4 protein-coding genes are annotated in these 3,121 nt (G+C 64.3%); all 4 read right to left on the bottom strand.

Features of this window, described 5'->3' with window-relative positions:
• Window position 1: 1 nt before the first annotated feature.
• Window positions 2–367 carry a hypothetical protein gene (locus tag WAN02_RS17005; protein ID WP_422265390.1) on the bottom strand — a complete coding sequence of 122 codons (366 nt, stop codon included), beginning with the start codon at window positions 365–367 and terminating at the stop codon, window positions 2–4.
• 221 nt (window positions 368–588) lie between these two features.
• Window positions 589–1,146, bottom strand: coding sequence for a hypothetical protein (locus WAN02_RS17000; protein WP_422265389.1), 558 nt, complete (start codon window positions 1,144–1,146; stop codon window positions 589–591).
• A 434-nt stretch (window positions 1,147–1,580) separates the two neighbouring features.
• Window positions 1,581–2,441: a DNA-formamidopyrimidine glycosylase gene (gene mutM / locus WAN02_RS16995; protein ID WP_422265388.1), complete on the bottom strand. Its 861-nt coding sequence runs from the start codon at window positions 2,439–2,441 to the stop codon at window positions 1,581–1,583.
• Window positions 2,442–3,121: ribonuclease III (gene rnc, locus WAN02_RS16990; protein ID WP_422265387.1), on the bottom strand; the 680-nt coding region annotated here is incomplete at its 5' end.

The raw sequence follows: 3,121 nt of genomic DNA, 5'->3' as shown, positions 1-3,121 counted from the left end.
GTCAGAGGCTGCCCAAAGTTGTATCGACCAGTCCGATGAGCTCAATCGCGGGAGCCTCGGCCAAGTATCCGATGCCGGCGAAGGCACTCAGTGCACCGTCGAGCACGTCGCTACTGCCGAAGTCGTTACCGGCGGTCGTGACATCCGACGCGGCGGTGCTGAGGGCGCTGGTGACATCGGTGCCCGTCGCCGCCAGGGTTGTCGGAGCAGCATGCTCCGGGTAGTCGAAAAAGTAGCCCGGGCCCGTGTAGCCGGTGAGCGCGCAGCAGGACCCACGGCGAGCCGGGCCAGCGCGGCGAAAGGCATCCCGCCGGCAGCGGCGCCGATTCCTACGCCGCAGGCCACCCCGGCGTCCACGAATCGGCAAGCAGAAACGAGCGCCGCCATACCTTCCTCGGCCTGTGGTGCGCTTAGACAACCTGACCGCGCTCACCCTCAGCGGCTACCTGAACTGGCGTGGCGGCCCCCCACGCCAAAACAGTTGGTATCGAAGCACTCCTGGCAATTTGGCACCCGGTGTCCGGTGGGCCGCGACACCTTCGACTGGCTCGGTCGATCAGCGAGGATGAAGGTCCGAAAAGCTAGCTGTCAGAAGCCCAAGGCAGCGCCCAGACCGAGGATGAATTCGTCCGGAACCTCACCCACCAATAAGCCTGACCCATTGGCGAGGTCAACCAAACCTTGGACGGGGTCACTGGAGAGCAGGCCCGCAGCCTCGGTGAAGTAGGTCTCGGCACCGTTCGTATATCCCTGGATTGCGGTTTCGGCGTCCGCAAAGTCTGCCGGAGGAGTGTCGGCGGGAAAGTAGTAAGAACCCGCTTGCGTGCCGCCTGTGAGTGCGGCGTATCCGTCAACCAGGACGTCGTAACCGGGACCGAACAGAAAGGTATCGGTACCGGCGAGGTAATTGGACAGACCATCGGGTATGTCACTGCTGGAAAAATCCCCCGCACCTGCGCTGAACTGGGTCTCAGCGAGACCGAAAGTGCCTTCGACGTTACTAACGAGATCGGTGAACGGATCGGCGTGCGCGCTGGGTGCCATGGCAAGCTGGCTCAACGCGGCGACGAGCATGCCGCCGGCGGCGGCGCCCAGGCCGACCCAATGACGCCAGCCATTGGTCCGGGGGTCGCGGTTGCGACTCATAGCGGCTCCTCAACGATGCGAAGTGGTCTCTTAACCCGACCACTTATCCGAAAATCGGAATGCTTATCCAATCCTCAGGCTTATCCCAGCCTCTTGAAAGGTGGTTGGGCTGTTGCGTCTTAATCGAGATCTCACCGTTATGCAATTGTGATCTTGGATCTATCTTAAATCTAGCTAAACGACTGTCAGCTTGCTGGGCAGCGGCGGGCAAAGTCGCGACACGAGGGTCGGCAGCGGCAGTGGGCGACTCTTCTCAACTTTTTCAAGCAGTAGCGGTCGACCAGTTGTTATTCGATTTCGTCTTCAATGCCGGCGGCGCGGGCGTAACGGGGTTCGACCCGGTAGCGCTTCTCCCCTGATTGGAGATGGTCAGCTGACTGGCAGAGCCGGCGGCCCCGCCAGTTCGCGGGAGATCCGACGCGCACTCGGCGCGCTTACCCCCGCGGCCGCGGCTGATCGCGGGGGCAATAGAACGACGAGCGGTTCATGAATTTCTCCCGCCGGATGACCGCGCCGCAGCGCCTGCACGGCTTGCCTTCGCGGCCATAGACATTCAGCGATCGGTCGAAGTAGCCGGACTGTCCGTTGACGTTGACGTACAGGGAGTCGAACGACGTGCCACCCTGCGCCAGCGCGTCGCGCATCACCTCGGCGGCGGCCTCAAGCACCGTGGTCAGCTGCTTGCGGGTCAGCGCCTCGGCCAGCCGTGCGCCGTTGACCTTCGCCCGCCACAGCGCCTCGTCGGCATAGATATTGCCGATTCCCGACAGCACGGTCTGGTCGAGCAGCTGGCGTTTGATCTCAGAGTGCTTGCGCCGCAACACCTTCACCACCGCATCGATGTCGAAGCGCGGGTCCAGCGGATCGCGTGCGAGGTGCGCGACAGGCACCGGAACCACGCTGCCGTCGACGGTGACCAGGTCGGCCAACAGCCAGCCACCGAACGTCCGCTGGTCGACGAAGCTCAGCGTGGTGCCGTCGTCGAGGAGCGCGGCGATGCGCAGATGACCAGCGTTGGGGACGTCTCCGAGCAGCATCTGTCCGCTCATGCCGAGGTGCACGACGAGTGCTTGGTCGGCGCCGCTCGGCCCGTCCAGGGTGAGCCACAGATACTTGCCGCGTCGGTCGCTGCCGGTGATCCGGGCGTCCAGCATCCGCGCGGTCAGGTCGGCGGGGCCGGCCTCGTGGCGGCGGACGGCGCGGGGGTGGTGCACTCGCACGGCGGTGATGGTCTTGCCCACAACGTGGGCCTGCAATCCGCGCCGCACCACCTCGACCTCGGGTAGCTCGGGCATCTAGCCGGCGGTTTCCCCGGGTACCGCGGCATCGAGCTGGTTCAATGCCTGGCACGCCATTTCGGCGGCCTTCTGCTCGGCTTCTTTCTTGGTCCGACCGATTCCGGACCCATAGCTGGTCTCCCTCACGACCACCACCGCGGTGAATTCTCGCTGATGATCGGGACCGGTCGAGGTGACCTGATAGGACACCACGCCGAGGCCACGGGCCGCGGCCAATTCCTGCAGGCTGGTCTTCCAATCCAACAGGCCACCGGCATCTAGCAATTCACTGAACAAACGCAGAATCACCTTCCGGGCGGCTTCGATGCCGTGGTGCAGATAGATCGCGCCGAGCAGCGACTCCAGGCTGTCCGCGAGGATGCTGGATTTGTCGGTGCCGCCAGATTTCAGCTCGCCGCGCCCCAGCAGCAGGTGCGCGCCGAGCCCGTCGTCGGTGAGCGAACGCGCCACGTCGGCCAGCGCCTGCGTATTAACCACGCCTGCACGCATTTTCGCCAAATCACTCTCCGGGCACCCGGGGTGCCGGTGGAACAGTTCGTCGGTCACGGTCAGACCCAGCACGGCGTCGCCCAGAAATTCCAAGCGTTCGTTGGTGGGCAGGCCGCCGTGTTCGTAGGCATAGCTGCGATGGGTCAGCGCCAGCGTCAGCAACTGGTCGGGTAGATCGACCTCAAGGG

Source organism: Mycobacterium sp., assembly GCF_049281135.1.
In the GTDB taxonomy this organism is placed as follows: Bacteria; Actinomycetota; Actinomycetes; order Mycobacteriales; family Mycobacteriaceae; genus Mycobacterium.
Note: the sequence above shows the minus strand (reverse complement) of the source record. Positions and strands in the feature narration are given on the sequence as shown.